Here is a 20,294-nt window from a genome sequence, read left to right on the forward strand (position 1 = left end):
GTGGCCGTCCGGGCGCCCGATGATCCTGCGCAAACCCTGCGGGGAACCTTGTCGGGCCCGAAGGCACCCGCCACAGGCGGGGTCAGTGGCCGCTGAAGGTGTTGATTGCGTTGATGACAGCGGGGCCCAGGATGGCGATGAACAGCACCGGAAAGATGAAGAACAGGAGGGGGAACAGGATGGTCACGGGCAGTTTCATGGCTTTCTCCTCGGCCCGTTGCCGGCGCTTGACGCGCATCACCTTCGCCTGGATCCGGAGCACCCGGCTGATCGCGATGCCGTAGGTGTCCGCCTGCACGACGGCCTGGACGAAGCTGCGGAGTTCGGGGATGCTGGTGCGTTCGGAGAGGGCCTGGTACGACTCGCGGCGGCTTCGTCCCACCTGCATGTCCTGCAGGGTGCGGACCAGTTCCTCCGCGAGGGGGCCCTTGCCGTTTTCGCCGGCCCGGGCCATGGCGCCCTCGAAGCCCAGGCCCGCCTCCACCGAGATGAGCATCTGGTCCAGGGTGTTCGGCAGCTCCAGCTGCATGGCCTTCTGGCGTTCCTGGCCCTTGCTGTACAGCAGCAGGTCGGGGATGAAGTAGCCCAGCAATATCACGAAGAGCCCCACGAGCTTGAGCATGGGCGCGGGGGTGCTGGTGAACCACAGCCCCAGCAGGGCACCGACGGCGCCGAGCAGCGGCTTCGCGGCCAGCACCCGGCCCAGGGGCAGCGACGCCGGCCGGCCGGCGAGGGCCAACAGGTGGTCGAGTTTGCGGACGTAGGCCGGGGGAGTGAGGCGGCGTCCCAGCCGCTCCAGCACGTCACGCTTGCGCGTCTCGGTGGCCTCTACGGGTGCGGTGCCGAGGGCGAGCATCTGGCGGATGGCGCGCTGGGATTTCCGGTCCACCGAGAGCACGGACCAGGAAAGGTAGGACAGCGGCAGGCAGATCAGCAGGAGCCCGGCGAGGAGGATGGGGTTCACGGCGGCCTCAGAACTTCAGGTCGATTATCTTGCGCATCCACAGACCGCCGATGGTCATCAGGATGATGGAGGCGACGATCATGCCCCAGCCCAGCGGGTTGGTGAACATGACGTTCATGTAGCCGGGGTTGACCAGCATCAGCATGAGTACGATGCCCACGGGCATGGCCATCAGGATGTAGGCGGAGAATTTGCCTTCGGCGGCGAGGGACTTGATGTGGCCCTTGATCTCGCTGCGCTCGCGGATGGTCTCGTTGACCTGGTCCAGGACTTCGGCCAGGTTGCCGCCGACCTCGCGGTTGATCTGGATGGCCTGGGCGATCCAGACGAAGTCCTCGTTCTGCATCCGGTCCGCGGTGTCGGTCAGGGAGTCGAGCAGGTCACGGCCCAGCGAGGTTTCCGTGATGATCCGGCGCATCTCTTCGGCGGTGGGGCTCTGCGATTCGTTGCCGGCCGCGTCGATGGCCCGCAGGATGCTGTGCCCGGCGCGCAGGCCGCCGGAGAGCAGCTGCAGGGTGTCACCGAGCTGGTCATCGAACCGGGAGCGGCGGCGGCCGGCGAGGAAGGTGAGGACCAGATATCCCGCCACCGGAGCGAGGAGGACCAGGAGTACCGCCAGGAGGGGGCCGCCCACCAGGAGGCCGGCCAGGGCTCCGACGAGTGCGCCGGAGAGCAGCAGCACGTAGAAGTCCCCCTGTCCCAGGCGGAGACCGGCCTGCTCGAGGGCTTCCCGGTTGAAGAGCCGGATCTTGCGGCGGGCGAAGAAACCCTCGGCCAGGCCTGCGGCGGAGCCGGCGAAGCGGCTGAGGGAGGACTCCGCGGCGGCCTGTACCGGCCGCCGTCGGTCAAGGGGTACCCGGGACGCGCCGGGGGCCACGACGGCGACGGCGAGGAGCAGGATGGCGGCGACCAAGAGGGCGACGCCGGCGTACAGAATCACAGTCAGGGTCACCCCCGCCCGGCGGGGGCCAGCGGCGTCGCGAACACGCTCGGGGAGACAAAGATGCCGAGGTCCTCGAAGCGGTCGATGAAGCGGGGGCGGATGCCGGTGGCCGCCGGTTTGCCCAGGAAGCGTCCGCTGCTGTCGACACCGGCGGAGTAGTCGAAGACGAAGGCGTCCTGGAGGGTGACGATGTCCCCTTCCATGCCCTGGACCTCGGTGACGTGGGTGATGCGCCGGGAGCCGTCCCGGAGCCTGGAGATCTGCACTATCAGGTTCACCGCGGAGGCGATCTGTTCCCGGATGGCGCGCAGGGGCAGGTCCATCCCGGCCATCAGGACCAGCGTCTCCAGGCGGGCGACGGCGTCCCTGGGGGAGTTGGAGTGGACGGTGGACAGCGATCCGTCGTGGCCGGTGTTCATGGCCTGGAGCATGTCCAGGGATTCGCCGCCGCGGACCTCGCCGACGACGATCCGGTCCGGCCGCATACGCAGGGAGTTGCGGAGCAGGTCGCGGATAGTGACCTCGCCCTTGCCCTCGGTGTTCGGGGGACGGCTCTCCAGCCGCACCACGTGTTCCTGCTGGATCTGCAGTTCCACGGCGTCCTCGATGGTGACGATCCGCTCGTCGTGGGGCAGAAAGGAGGACAGGACGTTGAGCAGGGTGGTCTTGCCGGTACCGGTGCCGCCGGAGACGATGATGTTCAGCTTGGCCCGGACGCAGGCGTTGAGCAGCTCTGCCATCTCCGGGGTGAGCGTGCCGAACTCGATCAGGTTCTGCACCGTCAGGGGGATCTTGCTGAATTTACGGATGGTAAGCGAGGACCCGCCGACGGCCAGCGGCGGGATGACGGCGTTGACGCGGGAGCCGTCCTCGAGTCGGGCGTCCACCAGGGGCGAGGACTCGTCGATGCGGCGGCCCACCTTGGAAACGATCCGCTCGATCACCTTGCGCAGGTGCTCCTCGGAGCTGAAGCGGGAGTCGGTGAGCGTGAGCTGGCCCTTGCGTTCCACGTAGATCTGGTCCATCCGGTTGACCATGATTTCGGTGACGGCCGGGTCGTCCAGGAGCCGTTGGAGCGGTCCGTAGCCGAGGACGTCGTCGGCGACGTCGCGGACCAGCCGGCCGCGTTCCTCGGCGGAGAGCGGAACCTGTTCGGCGTCGACGATGCGGATCAGTTCGTCCCGGGCGGTAGCCCGCAGCTCGTCTTCCTTCAGGGCGGAGTCATTGAAGCGCGTCCCCATCCGTTCGAACAGGGCGGTGGCGGCGCGTTCCTTGAGTGCGGCGAAGGCGTCCACCGGCTGGGCGCCGCGGCCGCCGTCGTGGTGCTCGCCGAGGGCGTGCGACGGCGCCGCGGCCAGGCGTGATGGACCCTGCGGGGCGGGGGCTTGCGCCGGGACGGCCTGTGCACCGATTTCGGTTGGGAGGGGACCGCCCGGGATGGGGGACGGGTGCGGCGCCGGCGGAGCCGGCTGCGGGGTTGCCGGGCCGTGCCCACCCTCTGCCGCGGACAGGCGTTCGGAAAGTTTCATTTAGACGACCACCCTTCGGTGCAGCTTCTTCTGGGCCTTGGCCCGCCAGGCCGGATCGAACCGGGCCACGAGTTGCCGCAACCCCTTCACGGCAGGGTCCCGCCGCCCATCCTGAAGGACAGGGATGCCGCGGTTGGTGGAGTAGGCCACGGCCTTGGAACGGGGGATGCTCACGTCCACCGGGGCGCCGATGGTGGCTTCCACGTCCTGGACGCTGAGGCCGGACTTGGCATCGGCCATGTTCAGCACGACGTGCCGGGTCTCGGGCAGCAGGTCCAGCCGGCGGAGGATGTCGAGGCCGGACCGGAGGCCGCGGATGCTGGGGACGTCCATGGCGCTGACCCAGACCACGTCGGTGCACTGCTCCAGCGCGGCCAGCCCCACCTCCGGCAGCCCGGGCGCCGTGTCGATGACGACGTACTGGAACTGCTCGGCAAGCTGGGCGATGAGGCGGCTGACCTGCTGCGGGGTGATGCTGTCCGCCTCCACCGGGGTTCGCGGCGCACACAGCGCGTAAATGCTGCTGGGATGCACGGTGAGGAACGCCTTGAGGACCAGGGAATCCTGGCTGGCGGAGGCGGAGACGGCGTCCGTGACGGTGTGTTCGGGGTTGAGGTAGAGCCCGGAGGCGATGTCGCCGAACTGCAGGTCCAGGTCCACCACGACGACGCTCATCGGCGCGACCTTGCCCAGGCCGATGGCGATGTTCGTGGCGATGGTCGTTTTCCCGACGCCGCCCTTGGGGGAAAAGACCCCGATCACCAGGCCGCGAGGGGCGTCAGGGTTCTGGACCGCGGCGGTGCGGTTGCGGCTGGCATAGGACTGGCATGCCCGCTCCAGCAGCACACGGATCTGCGCCGGGTCCGAGGCAGGGCTGAGGACGTCCCGGATGCCGGCACGCATGGCGAGCAGGACGACGTCGGGGTCCGTCTCCCCGACCAGGATCACGCTGAGTTCGGGCAGCTGCACGTCGAAGACCGTCGCCAGGCGGAGCGCGTCCTCGGCGGGGACGTCCGGTCCGATGATCAGCACTTCGGGGCGTTCCTGGTCCAGCTTGGCGAAGAGTTCGCCCGGGTTGGCGGGGTCGACGGCGGCGAAGGTCTGGACGCCGCCCGCCAGCCCGCCGCCCACTGCCCGCCTGAGCCGGGCGTCGAAGTCGGTGTTGGGGGAGATGAGGACGAAGCGGCTCACTTGTATACCTCCGGGCGGGTCATGATTCCGGGGCGGGGGGCTTCTGTGGCGTCCAAGGGTTCCTTACTGAGCCAGATGCTGGCGACCTCTCCGAAGTTGGAGGCATAGACGATCTTGGTCGCATCTGGCTCGTTTACGGCGACGGTGATGAGGAAGGAACCGGTGGGAAGTGAGGTGTCTTGTGCAGGGCCAGTTGAGCCGTTGGCTGACGGCGCCGGGCTCGGCGTGGCCGTTGGCGCCCGCTGCACGGAGGTCACCAGCACCTTGTGAATGCTCAGCTGGGTGGTTTCCTTCTCCGGTTTGGCGTCCAGGCCTCCATTCTTCAGGTTGATGAAAACACCGACGTGATCGCCCGCGGCTATGCGGCCACCAACGACGCGCTGGGGTTCGAGCTGGAAGGAGACTTCCTGGAGGCCCTTGGGGATCTCGACGGCGCCGCTGGCCTTCAGTTCCTCGGGCTGGATCAGCCGTTCGGCCACCAATTGCTCGCCCGGCAGCAACTCCACGGACGTGACTTTGCCGCCCTGGCCGTCCAGGTTCTTCAAGGCCGACTTGGAAACAGCTGTGCCGGGGAGCTCCTGGGTGGTGAGGAAGGCCTGCAGGCCCGCCGTCGGGGTGCCCGCGGGGATGGCCTTCTGGACTACCAGGACGCTGACGGGGTCAAGGTCCTTGACGGCACGGCTGTCCGCACCCTGGGCGTAACTGACGACGAGAATGGCGCCGACGATAGCGAGGACGACGGCCGCTACGCCTGCCAATAAGCGTGACTTCAAAAAACTGCTCCTGCGGTTCTACGGGAAGGGGGAAGCTCTTCAGTTCGTGAGTTTGATGACGCCGGCGCCGAAGTCCGGCGGGGTGCCCAGGGTGTACGCATTGTCCAGTGACACGTAGCTGATAAAGCTGCCGATGACGCCCACACAGCTGCCGGTGCACGAGAGGCTGGATGGCACGTCCGGGGGTTTATTTCGAAAGGTGGTGGGAAAGGTGTTTCCGTTGAAGCTCCACCCTTGGATCTTGAAGGCGGCGAACGACATTAGCCGATAGGCGGTGCTGGAGCCTGTGCCTGTGACCTGGTCGAAGATCGGCAGGAGGACGGTGACATCCTTGCCCGCGGAGAGATCCGACGCCCACGACGTGAGCTGGGCGTCACACACACTCGGATAGCTATTGCCGGGGTCACCGGTGGCCCAGCCCGAGGCGTTGACGTTTCCCGCGCAACCTCCGGTGAGGCGCTGCAGCCAGCCAAAACCGCCGGGGACGACCTGCCCGGACGGTCCATAATTGCAGGACGTCTCAGCTTTGCTGCCGTGGCTCACCAGGAGTTGCATCCCGGCGTTGATCTGCGCGTTGACCTGGCAGACGGAGAAGGCAATCGGAAAGGCGGTGGGTCCGGAGATCGGCCGCCCCCACTGCACCGTCGCGGCGGCGGCGACCGTGGTGTCCTGGAATCCGAGAACCTTCGCGAAGAATAGCGATACTTTGTTGGGCGTCTTGCCCGCTTCCTGGGCGCCGGCCTTGACGGTGACAGTTCGATTGGTCTTGTCCAGTGCGACGGACTGGACGTTGCTCAGCCCGTCGCCGGCGTTGCCGTTGGCGAGGCTGCCCGGAAGGGACGATGTCGCCGAGCAGTCCGGGTCGTTGAGGTTTTTGGCGCACTTCTGCGCGATGGCGAAGGCCCCCGCGTCCGCCCCGTTGCGCAGTTGGGCGCGTTCAGCATAGAGCATACCGACGTCCACGGCGATCGCTCCAAATCCCAGTAGGGCCACCATGAGGATCGCGACGATGACCGCGATTGCTCCGCGCTCGCCGTCGGGATCGGATGCGGGGAAAGCTAGCCGCCGCATAGCATGACCCCCTTGCCGGACATGGGGAAAGGCCCGGCGATGCCGGTCATGGTGGACAAGGTATAGCTGATGGTGACCGTGACCTGCGCACCCGAGGTGCAAGGCGATGGACTGACGGTGATGTTCGCGTCGGTGATCGCCGGCTGCAACTGGGGCGCTGCGTTCTTGACCGCGATGCGGGCGGCTGCGGGGTTGTTGTTGATGGCCATCACGCGCACGCCTTCCCTGGCTGCACTCGAAAGCGACACCTGGACGTTGTAGGCACGGCCGAATTCCATGATGCCCAACAGCAGCATCACCAGGACCGGTGCCAGCAACGCGAACTCCACGGCAACGGCACCCCGTTCGCTTGTCTTGGACATGGGTACCGCCCTCCTGGTGCTTCGTGTGGCTGTTGCGAAACGCAGTCAGGGTTGGGAAAGCCGGAGCCTGTCCCAACCCTGACCTGCGATAGAGGTATTGCTATCCGCATCCGCCCTTGCCGTCGGTTCCACCGGTGGCGGAGTAGGTCTTGCCCTGAATTTGGCAACCCACTGAGTTGAACGTCCCCTTCAAGTTGTCGCCGAGTAGCGTTACGGCGACGATGATGACGACGGCGATGAGCGAGACCATGATGCCGTATTCGACGGCGGTGGCGCCGCGCTGGTCGCGGCGAAGGCGGCTTGCGATGGTGGAGAGATAGGAACGCATTGGTGACTCCTGAGCGAGGTGGGCGGCTGGCCCTGCACCAGCACTGAGAGGAACTTAGCAACCACCGACACGCCCTCAACCCCACTTTCCAACTTCCTGTGGCAAGGCTTGCCGAACTGTCCCTTTCCTGCTCTTTACCTGCGCCGATACTGCGCCGGATGTTCCTTACGGCCGGCCACAACAGAGGAGGACCCCCTCGGCTCTGGTCCGAGGGGGTCCGGTCTACGGGCGCCGGTGAGGCGTTCCGCCGTCGTCAGCGGGAACCGCCGAACACCGCAATCGTGCTCATCACCGTCGGCCCCAGCAGCACGATGAAGAGTGTCGGCAGGATGGTGAAAATCAGCGGGAAGAGCATCTTGACCGGCATCTTCATGGCGTGTTCCTCGGCTCGCTGGCGCCGCTTCACCCGCATGTCCTTGGCTTGGGCGTTCAGCACGTTGGCAATGGCAACGCCGTAGGAGTCGGCCTGGACGACGGCGCGGACGAAGCTGCGAAGGTCGGGGACGTCGACGCGCTGGGCCATGGCCAGGTACGCCTCCTTCCGTGACCTGCCCACCTGGATGTCCTGCAACGTCCGGATCAGTTCGTCCGCCAGGGGACCCCGGCCGGACTGGCCGGCCCGCGCCATTGCCGTCTCGAAGCCCAGGCCGGCCTGGACCGAGATGAGCATCTGATCGAGCGTGTCCGGGAGTTCAAGCTTGATCTGTTCACGCCGCTTCTGTGCGTGGTTTCGGATCAGGATGTCCGGGACCGCATACGCCAGCCCGGAGGCCGCGACTGCCAGCAGGATGTTGACGGGTGTGGGGTTCTCCGCGATGAGGAGGGCCCCCGTGAGGGCGCCGCCCAAGGCGAGGAGGGGCTTCATCATCAGCACCCGTCCCAGGGGCCAGTCCTTGGGACGGCCCGCACCGGCGAGCTGCCGGTCCAACCAGGCCGTGTAGCCGGCAGGGGTGATCCTCCTGGATACCGCGGCGAACTGCCCCGTGGCCGACAGCGGGGACCCGCCCGCCGCGGGCCGCCGCCCGAGGTTGGCCTGGATGTTCCGCAGGCCGGCGCGGTCGCCGGTGACGGCAAACCAGGTCATGACGGACACCGGGGCGATGATCGCCAGGATGGCGGCGTAGGCGATGGGATTCATGGTCTTCTCCCTCTCAGAACTTCGGCTTGATGAGGCGGCTGAGCCAGAAACCGCCGACGGCGAGCAGTACCACCGAGGCCGCGATCATCATGAATCCCGGGACCGTGGTCAGGAACGTCCTGGAGTAGGTCGGGTTGAACATGACCAGGCCGGTGAACATGAGGATCGGGAGCGCCATCAGGACCATGGCGGACATCCGCCCCTCCGCGCTCAGTGCCTTCACCTGGCCACGGAGCCGGGTACGGTCCCTGATGGTCTCGCCGACGTTGTCCAGGACCTGCGCGAGGTCACCGCCTACCTCGCGGTGGATCTCGATGGCCCGGGTGATGGATGCAAAGTCCTCATTGGCGGTCCGCTGTGCCACGTCTGCGAGTGATTCCCCGAGGTCCCGGCCGATCCGGGTCTCGTTGACCACCCGGCTGAGTTCCTCTTTCATCGGCGACTCGTTTTCCTCCGCGGCGGCGTCCACCGCCCGGAGCAGGCTGTGCCCGGCGCGCAGGCCCCCGGCCAACATCTGCAGCGCATCCGGTACCTGCTCGTCGAACTTCCTGCGGCGCCGGGAGACGAGGACGTTCAGGAGGACGGCCAGTCCCACGGGGGCCATCACCAGCAGCAGGAAGGCCGGCAGCAGGCCACCGAGAAGAAAACCGATCACTGCTGCCACGAAAGCAGCAGCTCCGACGAACAGAAGGTAGTCTCCGGGCTGCTTCTTCAGACCAGCACTGTCCAGCCGTTTCCGGCTGAGCAGTTCCGGCCCCCGGCCGCGGAGCTGCTGGTTGAGGACGGTCACGGCGGTGTCGGTCAGCTTCGTTAGGCCTGAGGTGTGCTGGGCTTGCAGCTCGGGACGGCGCCGCGACAGGGGGACGGTGCGGGACGCGAACACGACGGCGACCACGATCACCAGGGCGGCGTAGACCAGGAGCAGTCCGCCGACAAAAATGAGAGGAGACTGTTCCACCGTTACCGCCCCCTCAGTGCTGAGGCGCCGAAGACCGCCGGCGAGATCGGAATCCCCAGCTCGGCGAAGCGGTCCGTGAACCGGGGACGAACACCGGTGGGGATGGTCCGGCCCAGGAAGCGGCCGTTGCCGTCGACGCCGGCGGCGTAGTCGAACACGAACGCGTCCTGGAGCGTGACGACGTCGCCCTCCATGCCCTGGACCTCGGTGATGTGCGTGACCCGGCGCGAACCGTCCCGGAGGCGGGTGATGTGCACGATCAGATTCACCGCGGAGGCGACCTGTTCGCGGATGGCCCGCAGTGGCAGGTCCATCCCGGCCATCAGCACGAGGGTTTCCAGCCGGGCGATGGCGTCCCGCGGCGAGTTGGCGTGGACGGTGGAGATGGAGCCGTCGTGGCCGGTGTTCATGGCCTGCAGCATGTCCAGGGACTCGCCGCCGCGGACCTCGCCAACCACGATCCGGTCCGGCCGCATGCGGAGCGAGTTGCGGACCAGGTCGCGGATGGAGATCTCGCCCTTGCCCTCAATGTTGGGCGGACGGCTCTCCAGCCGGACCACGTGGTCCTGCTGCAGCTGCAGTTCCACGGCGTCCTCGATGGTGACGATCCGGTCCGCGCTCGGAATGAAGGAGGAGAGCACGTTCAAAAGGGTGGTCTTGCCGGTGCCGGTACCGCCGGAGACGATGATGTTCAGCCGTGCCTGAACGCACGCCTGGAGCAGTTCGGCCATCTCGGGCGACAGGCTGCCCATGGTGACCAGGTCGTGCACCGTCAGGGGGTCCCTGCCGAACTTGCGGATGGTCAGGGCCGGCCCGCTGACCGCGAGGGGCGGGATGATGGCGTTGACACGTGAACCGTCGGAGAGGCGGGCATCCACCAATGGGGACGACTCATCGATGCGGCGGCCAACGTTGGAGACGATCCGCTCGATCACCCGGCGCAGTGCCTCGTCGGAGGTGAACTTCGCATCGGTGAGCTGCAGGCGTCCCTGACGTTCCACATAGATCTGGTCGAACCGGTTGACCATGACTTCTGTGACGGTCGGGTCGTCCAGGTAGCGCTGGATGGGTCCGTGGCCCAGCACGTCGTCGGAAATGTCCCGGATCAGCCGCTGGCGTTCTGCCGCGGAGAGGGGAATTTGCTCCTCTTCGACGACGGCCTTGAGCTCTTCCTTGACCGACTGGTGCAGCTCGGCCTCGTCCACCGAGGAATCCGTGATGCGGGAGCCCAACCGTTCGAAGAGCGACGCGCTGGCCCGTTCCTTGAGCGCGTTGAGCGCCTCGCTGGCCACCGTCGCCGTCTGCTGGAGCTCTTCGGACGGCAGCTGCGCATCGGCGGCTGTCTTGGCCTCGAGGATCCGGCCGAGGGTGGCCGGGGAGTTGCGGGCGGCGAAAACGTCGTCGTCGGGCTTGTTCGATTCGGTGGGCCCGGGGCCCCCGCGCAGTTGTTGGTACCGGTCCGCGAGGCTCATTGGACTACCGCCCTTCTGTGGAGTTGCTTGTGCGGCCGGGCGTCCCAGTCCGGCTTGAACCGGTCGACCAGGCGCCGCAGGCCCTTGAGGGCCGCGTCCCGGCTGTTGTCCTGGAGGATGGGTACGCCCTTGTTAGTGGAGAACGGCAGGGTGCGAGAGCGGGGGAGGACGACGTCCACCGGGGCGCCGATAGTGGCCTCGACGTCCTTGAGCGAGAGACCAGCGCGGCGGTCTGCCATATTCAAGACGATGTGCCGGTGGGCCGGCACCAGATTCAACTCGTCGAGAATCTGGAACCCGGTCCGCAGTCCCCGGATGCTGGGGACGTCCATCCCGCAGATCCAGACTGCGTCAGTTGCCTGCTCCAACGTGGCCAGGACGTGCTCGCCCAGGCCCGGTGCGGTGTCGACCACGATGTAGCGGAACTCTTGCCGCAGCTGCTCGAGCAGGTGGCTGACATGGGCCGCCGTAATGCGGTCCATCTCAATCGGCGTCCGCGGGGCGCAGAGCGCGTAGATTCCGGCCGGGTGGACCGTGAGGTAGGTCTTCAGCACCATGGAATCCTGGCTTGCCGCACCCGCCACTGCGTCGGTGATGGTGAACTCCGGTTCCAGTAACAGCCCGCTGGCCACGTCGCCGAACTGGAGGTCCAGGTCCACCACCACCACGCTCATCGGGGCGCTCTTTCCCAGTCCGACGGCGAGGTTGGTGGCCACCGTTGTCTTGCCGACGCCGCCTTTCGGTGACATCACGGCAATCACGCGGCCGGGGCCGTGGTCTGCGTGCTCCGTGGCCTGCGGACCCAGCCCCCGGCGCCGGCCGGCGGCGGCGAGGCTTGCCCGCTCCAGCATGACCCGGATGGTGTCCGGATCCGCGTCGGGGTCGAGGAGGTCCCGGACGCCGGCGCGCATGGCCTGGACCACGGTCTCATGATCGGCAGTGCAGGCCAGCACGACGCTGATCTCGGGGTACTGGAGATCCATCACGGACGCGAGTTTCAGCGAGTCCGCCACCGGAACGCCCGGTCCCAGGATAAGGACCTCCGGAGGTTCGCCGACCAACTGCTTCAGTATGTCGGCCGGACCCTCGGGCAGGTAGTCCGCCTTGAAGACGTGCAGCTCGCCGTGCATTCCGTTGACGGCCAGGCGGACCAGGCGTTCGAAATCCGAATTTGGGGTGATCAGGACGAAGCGGCTCATTTGAACAGCCCTGCCGCATCCACCGTGCCGGTTTCGGCGTCCGGGGAATCCGAGGGTTCCTTGGACAGGTAGATCTTGCCGAACTCCGCAGCGAAGACGATCCGTTCAGCGTCGGCGCTGCTCCGCGCCAGGGTGATGAGGTAACCGCCGTCGCCGGAGGACTTCGACGTCGTCGACGAGACCTGGCTGGCGCCGCCGGTGTCCGCGGCCGTTCCGGGCTGGGTCGCCGCACCGTCGCTGTACTGTGCCGCGGTGACCAGGACCTTGTGGAAGGACTGCTGGGTACGGCTCAGTTTGGCCCCGGCCGCACCGTCGGTGCCCGTGGCCGCGGAGTCCAGCGAGAGGAAGACACCCACGGTGTCGCCGGCCTTCAGGATGCCGCCCGCCACGCGTTCGATGGGCAGCTTGAGCGTGATCTCCTGCAGTCCGGCGGGCACCTGGACCCGGGACGGCCCAAGGAACGACGTTTCGTCCACCATCCGGCTGGACAGCAGCTGCTCACCGGGCTCCAGGGTAACCGCTGTGACCTTCGACCCGAGGGAGGCGAGATCGGTGATGGTGTTTTCCGCCACGGCAAGCTTCGGAACCTCCTTTTTTGTCACCATGCCGGCGACCTTGTCGGCCGCAGTTCCGGCGGGAATGGCTTTTTGCACGACGTACACGGATTCAGTTTCAGTTCCGGCGATTGCGCGTTTATCTGCATTTTGGACGTAAGAGACCAAAAGCACTGTGCCAATAATGGCAACAAGTAAAGCCGCAATGCCCCCCAGCAGGCGTGTTCTCATGTCAACTCCTAACAATTACTTATCGTGTGAGTCTTATTTCGACGGTCCCCAGATCGGTGCCGCCCCCGGAAATTGCGCCGGATGAATCGATGGTTTCGAATTTCACGAACTGGCCAATCACGCAGCGGTCCTGACTGGCCGGGCAGGCAAGGGAACTGGTCATGTTCGGATCCCCGGCCGTGTTCCGGAACGAGTACTCGGGGTGTTGTGCACTGTTGTTGCCAAAGCGCCAGCCCCAGATCTTGAAGGTGGCGTAGCCGATGACGTGGAAGTAGCCGTTCTGGCCCTGGTTGCTGGCGTCATCGAAGACGGGGAAGGCGATCTTGACGTCTCCGCCCGCCAGGATGGTGGAACGCCAGCCCGCAAGGACCGTCGCGCATCCGCTGGGCGGATTGTTGCCCGGGTCCGAACCCACCCGGTTGCTTCCGATCGAAGTGGTGGCGACGCACGGGGAGCTCTGGTCCAGCCAGCCCCAGCCTCCCGGAATCTGCGTCCCGGAGGGGCCGGTGCAGGTCCCCCCGGGCTTGTAGGAGATCTTTTGCGCCTGGGCTGTGGCGGCCGCGGAGGACAGGTTGTAGCAACTGTCCGAGATGGCCAGCGGGAACCCGGAGCCCGCGCTCTGCGGGACCCAGGACGCGGTGGCTGCGGCCCGAACGGTGGCCGGTCCCACATTGAGGGCGCTGGCGAACATCGTAGTGAGAAAGCCGGCACCGTTGGATCCCAGGGTGGAGGTGACTACCTTGGCCTGGCCGGCCACGGAGAGGTCCACCGAATCGACGGCGGATGCTCCGTCGTTCGCATTGGGCCCCGCGAGTTCGCGGGCCCATGTGATCGCTTGGGCGACGGTACAGCTGCCGGCTGCATGACACCGCTGCGCGACGGCAAGGGCGCCGGCGTCGGCGGCGTTCTGCAGCTGCGCGCGTTCGGAGTAGATCTGCCCGGCGTCGACGGCCAGGGACCCGGCCCCGATCAGGACCACCATCATCAGCGCCACCATGACGCCGGCCGCGCCGCGCTCAGTGTTCACGCGTGCCCGGTTTCTGCCAGTTCGAGCTTTCAGCCGTGGCATCGCATGGCCCCCGCTCCGCGGACGGTGACTGAGCCGCCGAAGATCCCGGTGAGGGAGTTTGCGGTGTAGCTGACCGCCACCTGCGCGTTGCCCGTTCCGCCGACGGGGCAAGCACCCGTAAAGGTGTAGCTGAAGCCGGCCGGGTTCAGTCCGGGCGCCCCCGCGACGGCGGCGCTCTGGGCCCGGGCCTGGTCGTTGAAGATCGCCATGGTCCGGGCTGCCTCGCGGGCCGCCTGCGTGACGGAGATCTGCAGGTTGTAGGTGTAGGAGAACTCGACGATCCCGCCCACGAGGGCCAGGAGGATCGGTGCGACGAGGGCGAATTCGACGGCGGCCGCCCCGCGTTCACGGCCGGCCCGCCTCGGCGGGCACGGTGGCTGATTGCTGCGCTTCATGGGATCCCCCCAGGGAATAGATGCAGCGAAGGGGTGGACTGTGCCGCGCCCGCGTGGCGCGGACGCGGCACAGAGGTTGGTGCTGAGACCTGTTTGAGAGAGGTGGCAGGGAACCTACCGGGCCCATCCATTGACGGTGGCGGCGAGGCCGTTGAACCAGCCGGCGAGGGCCGTGCCGAAGGCGGTAACGGCGAGGATGATGCCGAAGGCGATGAAGGCCACCAGCAGCGAGTATTCCGTCGCGGTCGCGCCCTTTTCGGATTCGAACTTGCCCTTGACGCCGGCGATGAAAGAAAGCATTGAGACCATGAGACCAGTCATTGTATTAATCCTTTTCCAGAGTTTTGAATGTTTATCGAAACTCCGGCAAATCCCCCATTTGCTATTCGGTGGAGCGTCGATGCGACCACAATGGCACGGCAAATATCGACCCGGCAATGATTTCAACTACTCGTCTTCCGCCCGTAAAAGAGCGCGTTTACGCAGGTATCCGAAGCGGTGTACTCAGTCTGACCAGGCCCTGGCGGCGAACTACTTGTTTTACTAAGTCGGCTTACCTATTGGCGGGGAGAGGAACCGACGTCGGAAGCCTTATGCGGAGAACAGGATGACGGCCAGGGTGGCCGCAAGCATAGAGGGCCCGAAGGCAACTTCCTGAGGCTTGGTTCCGCGGTTTTTCAGCACCAGCAAGGCTGCTGCGATACCGCCAGCGACGAAGCCCAGGGTGCCTCCGTAGAACAGCTGCGGCCAGCCTAGGTATCCCAAGTACAGCCCGAGCGGCGCGGAGAGCTTTACGTCGCCCATTCCGATGCCATTGGGACTGATGAGCGCCAAGATGAAGTAGCAAACGAAGAGGATGACGAGGCCGATGAGGCCCCGGAGCAGTGCCGGCCACTCGCCGGAGACCATCGCGGAGCCTGTCAGGAGCACCAGGCCGACGCCCAGGAGGGGTGCCACAATCCGGTTGGGAAGGATATGGAAGGAAAGATCAATTCGCGTCAATTCCACCGCGGCAATTACCAGAAATAGGTAGGCGGCTAATTCCGGCGCGGGGCCGAAGTGCCAGGCCAAGGCGCCGCAGAGCAGTCCGGCCGCAGCCGCCGTCGGCCACGCCCGGCGTGGTGACGAAACAGCGTACTGGGGGAGTGCGCGTCTGGAAGCGGCCCGGGCTGCGAAGTCGAGCGCGACACCGGCAAGGGCGGTCGCCAGGATGAAGAGTGCCGCTCCGGCCGCCGGGAGATGTTCCGCTCCGGCCAGGGTGGGAGCGGTCACGGGGCCTCCTGGGATCGAGCGCGGCTCTGGTGCCGCCCGGTTCTGCGCCACTGCGGGCCTGCGGGCGGCGGACAGTTCATTTTGACCCATGCCTACGGCTTCCGCTAATCTAGGTAGTCGTTGTGCGTGTCCTATCTCGATGGTGCGTGCCCGCAGAGAATCCGGTTGCAGGATAACTACTCCGCGTGCACATTCGAGACCACAGGATGACTGGTTACATAGAGCCCTCACCTCTGTTCCGGTAGCGCATAGATAGTAGGTGCACCCCGCGTGACGCCTAAAACAAGAACGCCAGAACAAGAACGAGGCAAACACCGTGCGTACGTACACCCCGAAGCCCGGCGATATCAACCGCCAGTGGCACGTCATTGACGCCACCGACGTTGTCCTTGGTCGTCTTGCCAGCCAGACCGCAATCCTGCTGCGCGGCAAGCACAAGGCCACCTTTGCGTCCCACATGGACATGGGCGACTTCGTCATCATCATCAACGCTGAGAAGGTTGCCCTGACCGGCGCCAAGCTGGAGCAGAAGCGCGCTTACCGCCACTCCGGCTACCCGGGCGGCCTGACCTCCGTCAACTACGCGGAGCTGCTGGAGACCAACCCGGTCCGCGCCGTGGAGAAGGCCATCAAGGGCATGCTTCCGAAGAACTCCCTCGCTGCACAGCAGCTGGGCAAGCTGAAGGTTTACCGCGGTGCAGAGCACCCGCACGCCGCCCAGCAGCCCAAGACTTTCGAAATCACCCAGGTCGCCCAGTAGTCCTGGCCACCAACCAACTTTTTATCAAGGAGAATCGTGGCTCAGAACGAAGAACTGACCACCGAAGCCGTTGAGGCTGAGGAAAACCTGACCAGCTACACCTCTGAGAGCGGCGCTGCTGACGCAGCCGCTCCCAAGAAGGAGCGTCCGGCCCTGACCGTTGCCGGCGCAGCTGTTGGCCGCCGCAAGGAAGCCGTCGCACGCGTCCGCGTCGTCCCCGGCTCCGGCAAGTGGACCATCAACGGCCGCGAGCTGGCGAACTACTTCCCGAACAAGCTGCACCAGCAGGACGTCAACGAGCCCTTCAAGATCCTCGATCTGGAAGGCGCCTACGACGTCATCGCCCGCATCCACGGTGGTGGCCCCTCCGGCCAGGCCGGTGCACTGCGTCTCGGCATCGCCCGTTCGCTGAACGAGATCGACGTCGAGAACAACCGCGCCACCCTGAAGAAGGCCGGCTACCTCACCCGTGACGCCCGCGTCATCGAGCGTAAGAAGGCCGGTCTCAAGAAGGCCCGCAAGGCTCAGCAGTACTCCAAGCGCTAAACAGCGCCTACCCACGGTGTGGCCGCTGGCGCGACCATACCGTGGGACCCGCGGCGCTGTTCAGCGCTCGGATCCCCAAGCGCTAAACAGCGCCTGCTTTGGAAGCCCGTCCCGCATGCGCGGGGCGGGCTTCCGTCGTTAACGGGGCCGTGGGACCCGACGTCGTATCCCGGGCCATCGACTAAACTCGGACACGATGTCTAGATTATTTGGAACAGATGGTGTCCGGGGCCTTGCTAATGGCCTGTTGACCGCGGAGCTGGCGATGCAGCTGGCACAGGCCGCCGCCGTCGTGCTCGGGCACGACCGCAACACAGGCCAGGGGCGGCCCCGCGCCGTCGTGGCCCGCGACCCCCGGGCCAGCGGCGAGTTCATCGCCGCCGCCGTGGAGGCGGGGCTCTCCAGCTCCGGCATCGACGTCTACGACGCCGGTGTCCTCCCCACCCCGGCGGCCGCCTACCTGGTGGCGGACCTCAACGCCGACTTTGGCGTGATGATCTCCGCGTCGCACAATCCGGCACCGGATAACGGCATCAAGTTCTTCGTCCGCGGCGGCCAGAAGCTCCCCGACGAGGTCGAGGACGCAATCGAGGCCAGGCTCGGCGAGGAGCCGCTCCGCCCCGTGGGCGCTGACGTCGGCCGTATCCAGCGCTTCTCCGACGCCGAGGACCGCTACATCGTTCACCTGCTCGGCACCCTTCCGCACCGCCTTGAGGGACTCAAGGTTGTCGTGGACTGCGCCCACGGCGCGGCCAGCGGCTGCTCACCCGAGGTATTCAAGACCGCCGGCGCCGAAGTCATCACCATCGGCGCTGAGCCGGACGGCATCAACATCAACGACGGCGTCGGATCCACCCACCTCTCCCCGCTCAAGGCTGCCGTGGTGGCGCACGGGGCAGACCTCGGCATCGCGCACGACGGCGATGCGGACCGCTGCCTGGCCGTTGACCATGAGGGCACCGAAGTCGACGGCGATCAGATCATGGCGATCCTCGCGCTGGCCCTCAAGGACGCCGGGAAACTCAAGGACGACGTCCTGGTGGCCACCGTGATGAGCAACCTTGGCCTCAAGCTGGCCCTCCGCGGCGCCGGCATCGAGCTGAAGGAAACGGGTGTGGGGGACCGGTACGTCCTCGAAGCCATGCGCGACGGCGGGTTCAGCCTGGGTGGTGAACAGTCCGGCCACGTCATTTTCGCCGATCACGCCACCACGGGCGACGGTGTCCTCACCGGCCTCCAGCTTGCCGCGCAGGTGGCCTTGACGGGGCGCCCGCTCAAGGACCTCGCCACGGTCATGACCAAGCTTCCCCAAGTACTGATCAACGTCCGCGACGTCGACCGCAGCCGGGTCAACGGCGACGCGGCCGTCGCCGCCGCCGTGGAAGCCGCCGAGGCCGCGCTGGGCGACACTGGCCGGGTGCTGCTGCGTCCCTCGGGCACCGAGCCGGTGGTTCGCGTCATGGTCGAAGCAGGGGACCATGAAACCGCAGAACGGGTGGCCGGGGAATTGGCCGAGGTGGTTCGGACCGAGCTCGCGCTGGCGCTGGCCAGCGACTAACGACCACGCGGAGCAGATTTCGTCGGCCTGCCTCGATCAGAGGTAGGCCGGCGCGGCTTCCAGGCCGAAGTACTCCTCCAAGGTGGGGACACCCCTGGCGGCCATGTCGCCTGCGGCCTCCACTCCGATGTAGCGCAGGTGCCAGGACTCGTAGTAGTAGCCGGTGGTCTCGTGGTACATCCATGGATACCGGACGATGAAGCCGAAGCGGTGGGCGTTCGCCTTCGCCCAGACGGCCGCGGGCTGCTCGGCGAAGCACGGCTGGAAGCTGCAGGCGCCCCCGCCGTCGCCGATGTCAAACGACCAGCCCGTCTGGTGCTCGGAGAAGCCCGGCCGCGCGGATGCCGTGTCCGCCTCCGCCTGTCCCCGCGTCGCGACGTAGCCGTTGTAGGTCGAGGTCTGGGTGACAAAGGACCGGTACCCGCTGGCCAGGGTCATCACTACGCCGGCCATTGCGGCCGCGGCGAACATCCGCTCCGCTGCCGCCGCCGTCATGCTGTTCAGGAGGGCGGCCTCGCCGGACACCGCCAACCGGATCGCGGGCTGAACCAGATCCGGCGGGATAAAAGTTGCAGGGGAGAGCGGCCGATGCTTGTTGACCACCACCCAGGGGCTGGCAGGATCTGTCAGGGAGTGCTGCGGCCCGGGCGCGGAAGCCGCCGGCGACGATGATGCCGGGACGGTCGCCGACGGGGTGGCGGGCTCCGGACTTGCTGAGAGCGTCGCCGACGGAGTCGTTTTAGGGGAGGCGCTGACCGGGGCGGCAGCGGGCGTTGGTGGCACGCCCGTGCCGGACGACGGCGCCGGTCCGGCGGAGGGCTCGCAGGCTGTCAGGGCGGCGGCGGTTACTGGGACGGCTGCCGCAGCCAGAAGGCCGCCGAAGCGCCGGCGGCTGAAAAGCCCCTCAAGCCCATCTTCGCCCGGTATATAGCCCACCCGTGCTAGACCTTGCGGAGCAACATGCGGCGGATCGAGTGGTCAGCATCCTTCGTGAGCACCAGCTGTGCCCGGCCCCGGGTCGGGAGGACGTTTTCCACCAGGTTCGGCTCGTTGATCCGCTTCCAGATCCCACGGGCCGTCTCCTCGGCCTCGGCGTCGGAGAGCGTGGCGTACCGGTGGAAGTAGGACTCCGGCTGGGCGAACGCGGTGGTGCGCAGCTTGCGGAACCGGTCCACGTACCATTCCTCGATGTAGGAGGTCTTGGCGTCCACGTAGATCGAGAAGTCGAAGAAGTCGCTCAGTGCAAGGCCCTGGCGGCCGTCATAGCGCGGGCGGGCGGGGGCGAGGACGTTCAGGCCCTCCACGATCAGCACGTCCGGCCGGCGGACCACCACTTCCTTGCCGGGGACGATGTCGTAGGTGACGTGCGAGTACCACGGGGCCCGGACTTCCTCCGCTCCGCCCTTGACCTCGCTGACAAAACGCAGGAGGCCGCGGCGGTCGTAGGACTCCGGGAATCCCTTGCGGTCCAGCAGTTGTCGCCGCTTTAGCTCGGCAAGGGGATAGAGGAAGCCGTCCGTCGTGATGAGTTCCACATTGGGCGTGCCGGGCCAGCGGCGCAGCATTTCCCGCAGCACACGGGCAATGGTGGACTTGCCCACGGCCACCGAGCCGGCGACGCCGATCACGAAGGGGGTGCGGCGGGTCGTCTCACCCAGAAACGTGGTGGTGGCCGCGTGCAGCTGATTGGCGGCCTCAACATAGAGGTGCAGCAGCCGGGAAAGCGGGAGGTACACCTCGCGGACTTCCCGCATGTCCAGCGGGTCGCCGAGGCCGCGGAGCCGGAGGACGTCCTCTTCGTTGAGGGGCTGCTCCATTTGGGCAGCGAGCCGGGACCAGGTTTGCCGGTCCAGCTCCACGAACGGGGAGACGCCCTCGCCGTTCGCATCGTTGCGTTGCGAAGTCACCCTAGAGATTCTGCCCTCGCAGGCGCCCAGAGCGAAATGCGCGCGCCGTGGCGGCGGGCCTTCCGGACGTAGCG

22 protein-coding genes are annotated in these 20,294 nt (G+C 66.6%); 3 read left to right on the forward strand and 19 right to left on the reverse strand.

The features are described from left to right. Positions 1 to 82: 82 nt before the first annotated feature. From ABC337_RS12185 to ABC337_RS12265, 17 genes are all read right to left on the reverse strand, one after another. Positions 83 to 964 (reverse strand): type II secretion system F family protein, encoded by an 882-nt coding sequence (locus ABC337_RS12185; protein WP_412883746.1) that lies wholly within the window; start codon positions 962 to 964, stop codon positions 83 to 85. 7 nt (positions 965 to 971) lie between these two features. Beyond that, complete coding sequence (locus tag ABC337_RS12190) at positions 972 to 1,904, reverse strand: type II secretion system F family protein (protein WP_412884938.1); 933 nt, start codon at positions 1,902 to 1,904, stop codon at positions 972 to 974. 8 nt (positions 1,905 to 1,912) lie between these two features. Next, positions 1,913 to 3,436 (reverse strand): TadA family conjugal transfer-associated ATPase, encoded by a 1,524-nt coding sequence (locus ABC337_RS12195; RefSeq protein ID WP_412883745.1) that lies wholly within the window; start codon positions 3,434 to 3,436, stop codon positions 1,913 to 1,915. Continuing rightward, on the reverse strand, positions 3,437 to 4,627 hold the full coding sequence (locus tag ABC337_RS12200; protein ID WP_412883744.1) for a CpaE/TadZ family protein: 1,191 nt from the start codon (positions 4,625 to 4,627) through the stop codon (positions 3,437 to 3,439). Further along, on the reverse strand, positions 4,624 to 5,385 hold the full coding sequence (gene cpaB / locus ABC337_RS12205) for a Flp pilus assembly protein CpaB (RefSeq protein ID WP_412883743.1): 762 nt from the start codon (positions 5,383 to 5,385) through the stop codon (positions 4,624 to 4,626). The genes ABC337_RS12200 and cpaB overlap by 4 nt, the downstream gene beginning before the upstream one ends. A gap of 54 nt (positions 5,386 to 5,439) precedes the next feature. Then, positions 5,440 to 6,471 carry a pilus assembly protein TadG-related protein gene (locus ABC337_RS12210; RefSeq protein WP_412883742.1) on the reverse strand — a complete coding sequence of 344 codons (1,032 nt, stop codon included), beginning with the start codon at positions 6,469 to 6,471 and terminating at the stop codon, positions 5,440 to 5,442. Next, a complete protein-coding gene (locus ABC337_RS12215) occupies positions 6,459 to 6,833 on the reverse strand; it encodes a TadE/TadG family type IV pilus assembly protein (protein WP_412883741.1) in 375 nt (124 codons plus the stop codon). Before ABC337_RS12215 ends, ABC337_RS12210 begins: the two co-directional genes overlap by 13 nt. Before the next feature lie 100 nt (positions 6,834 to 6,933). Then, on the reverse strand, positions 6,934 to 7,161 hold the full coding sequence (locus ABC337_RS12220) for a Flp family type IVb pilin (RefSeq protein ID WP_412883740.1): 228 nt from the start codon (positions 7,159 to 7,161) through the stop codon (positions 6,934 to 6,936). A 253-nt stretch (positions 7,162 to 7,414) separates the two neighbouring features. After that, positions 7,415 to 8,299: a type II secretion system F family protein gene (locus ABC337_RS12225; protein ID WP_412883739.1), complete on the reverse strand. Its 885-nt coding sequence runs from the start codon at positions 8,297 to 8,299 to the stop codon at positions 7,415 to 7,417. A gap of 13 nt (positions 8,300 to 8,312) precedes the next feature. Beyond that, positions 8,313 to 9,257: a type II secretion system F family protein gene (locus ABC337_RS12230; protein ID WP_412883738.1), complete on the reverse strand. Its 945-nt coding sequence runs from the start codon at positions 9,255 to 9,257 to the stop codon at positions 8,313 to 8,315. A 2-nt stretch (positions 9,258 to 9,259) separates the two neighbouring features. After that, positions 9,260 to 10,729: a TadA family conjugal transfer-associated ATPase gene (locus ABC337_RS12235; RefSeq protein WP_412883737.1), complete on the reverse strand. Its 1,470-nt coding sequence runs from the start codon at positions 10,727 to 10,729 to the stop codon at positions 9,260 to 9,262. Further along, positions 10,726 to 11,928, reverse strand: a complete 1,203-nt coding sequence (locus ABC337_RS12240) for a CpaE/TadZ family protein (protein ID WP_412893230.1) — start codon at positions 11,926 to 11,928, stop codon at positions 10,726 to 10,728. Before ABC337_RS12240 ends, ABC337_RS12235 begins: the two co-directional genes overlap by 4 nt. Further along, on the reverse strand, positions 11,925 to 12,533 hold the full coding sequence (locus ABC337_RS12245) for an RcpC/CpaB family pilus assembly protein (protein ID WP_412883735.1): 609 nt from the start codon (positions 12,531 to 12,533) through the stop codon (positions 11,925 to 11,927). The genes ABC337_RS12240 and ABC337_RS12245 overlap by 4 nt, the downstream gene beginning before the upstream one ends. Before the next feature lie 199 nt (positions 12,534 to 12,732). Beyond that, entirely contained in the window at positions 12,733 to 13,740 is a 1,008-nt protein-coding gene (locus ABC337_RS12250) for a pilus assembly protein TadG-related protein (protein ID WP_412883734.1), read from the reverse strand. 29 nt (positions 13,741 to 13,769) lie between these two features. Next, on the reverse strand, positions 13,770 to 14,177 hold the full coding sequence (locus tag ABC337_RS12255) for a TadE/TadG family type IV pilus assembly protein (RefSeq protein WP_412883733.1): 408 nt from the start codon (positions 14,175 to 14,177) through the stop codon (positions 13,770 to 13,772). A gap of 114 nt (positions 14,178 to 14,291) precedes the next feature. Further along, positions 14,292 to 14,498, reverse strand: coding sequence for a Flp family type IVb pilin (locus ABC337_RS12260; protein WP_412883732.1), 207 nt, complete (start codon positions 14,496 to 14,498; stop codon positions 14,292 to 14,294). A gap of 270 nt (positions 14,499 to 14,768) precedes the next feature. Next, positions 14,769 to 15,449, reverse strand: coding sequence for a prepilin peptidase (locus ABC337_RS12265; protein ID WP_412883731.1), 681 nt, complete (start codon positions 15,447 to 15,449; stop codon positions 14,769 to 14,771). Between the two features lie 316 nt (positions 15,450 to 15,765). Here ABC337_RS12265 and rplM point away from each other — a divergent pair, with 316 nt between their 5' ends. From rplM to glmM, 3 genes are all read left to right on the forward strand, one after another. Next, complete coding sequence (gene rplM / locus ABC337_RS12270) at positions 15,766 to 16,209, forward strand: 50S ribosomal protein L13 (protein WP_043454696.1); 444 nt, start codon at positions 15,766 to 15,768, stop codon at positions 16,207 to 16,209. Positions 16,210 to 16,245: 36 nt separating this feature from the next. After that, entirely contained in the window at positions 16,246 to 16,755 is a 510-nt protein-coding gene (gene rpsI, locus ABC337_RS12275) for a 30S ribosomal protein S9 (RefSeq protein ID WP_412883730.1), read from the forward strand. A gap of 196 nt (positions 16,756 to 16,951) precedes the next feature. Next, positions 16,952 to 18,313 carry a phosphoglucosamine mutase gene (glmM, locus tag ABC337_RS12280; protein ID WP_412883729.1) on the forward strand — a complete coding sequence of 454 codons (1,362 nt, stop codon included), beginning with the start codon at positions 16,952 to 16,954 and terminating at the stop codon, positions 18,311 to 18,313. A 36-nt stretch (positions 18,314 to 18,349) separates the two neighbouring features. On the opposite strand, the gene ABC337_RS12285 is transcribed toward glmM, so the two are convergent. Together ABC337_RS12285 and coaA are read right to left on the reverse strand one after the other, a co-directional pair. Then, positions 18,350 to 19,240 carry a M15 family metallopeptidase gene (locus ABC337_RS12285; RefSeq protein WP_412884937.1) on the reverse strand — a complete coding sequence of 297 codons (891 nt, stop codon included), beginning with the start codon at positions 19,238 to 19,240 and terminating at the stop codon, positions 18,350 to 18,352. A gap of 14 nt (positions 19,241 to 19,254) precedes the next feature. After that, positions 19,255 to 20,220 carry a type I pantothenate kinase gene (gene coaA / locus ABC337_RS12290; RefSeq protein ID WP_412883728.1) on the reverse strand — a complete coding sequence of 322 codons (966 nt, stop codon included), beginning with the start codon at positions 20,218 to 20,220 and terminating at the stop codon, positions 19,255 to 19,257. Positions 20,221 to 20,294: the final 74 nt, after the last annotated feature.

The organism is Arthrobacter phoenicis, from assembly GCF_047238215.1.
In the GTDB taxonomy this organism is placed as follows: Bacteria; Actinomycetota; Actinomycetes; order Actinomycetales; family Micrococcaceae; genus Arthrobacter.